Origin of the sequence: endosymbiont of Lamellibrachia barhami, assembly GCF_011947365.2 — a bacterium.
Classification (GTDB): domain Bacteria; phylum Pseudomonadota; class Gammaproteobacteria; order Chromatiales; family Chromatiaceae; genus QGON01.
Map to the genome: position 1 here is coordinate 1,298,362 of NZ_JAAVSH020000001.1, position 547 is coordinate 1,298,908.

2 protein-coding genes are annotated in these 547 nt (G+C 52.3%); both read left to right on the forward strand.

The annotated features are described in order from the left end of the window. Positions 1 to 18 precede the first annotated feature (18 nt). The gene (locus G9Q73_RS05810; protein ID WP_439654708.1) at positions 19 to 159 is read left to right on the forward strand and encodes a flagellar basal body rod C-terminal domain-containing protein; all 141 of its coding nucleotides are present in this window, start codon (positions 19 to 21) and stop codon (positions 157 to 159) included. 257 nt (positions 160 to 416) lie between these two features. Beyond that, a partial coding sequence (locus G9Q73_RS20375) for a flagellar basal body protein (protein ID WP_218650031.1) occupies positions 417 to 547 on the forward strand: 131 nt, incomplete at its 3' end.

Below are 547 nucleotides of genomic sequence, written 5' to 3' on the forward strand. Positions count from 1 at the left end.
GAGCTGGTCTCCGGTGGTATCGAAAGCGGCAACGTCAACGTGGCCGACGCGCTGGTAAACATGATCGAATTGGGGCGTAAGTTTGAGATGCAGGTCAAGATGATGAAGACAGCCGAGGAGATGGACAGTGCCAGTTCTGCGTTACTGCGCATGAGTTGATCCCACTACAATAATCTGAGGCGCCGCGGTATTAAATGTCATACCGCCGCGCCTTTTTTGCTTTGCTAAGGAGACGTAGGCCGGTTCAAGTGTAGCGGAACCGGCACTGACTCGAAATTGCCTGATCCGCTGCGCTTGATCAGGCCTGCACGGCTTCTCCTGCGAACATTGTCTTTTCTTCCTGATACAGACGGAGTTGGCGAGGAAATTGCATGTTTCAGATTGAAACTGAATTTACGGGAAGCGAGGAACCAACCATGTATCCCTCACTCTGGATAGCAAAAACCGGCCTGGATGCGCAGCAGACGAATATGTCTGTGATCTCCCACAATCTGGCCAACGTCAATACCACCGGCTACAAGCGGGATCGAGCGGTCTTCAATGACCT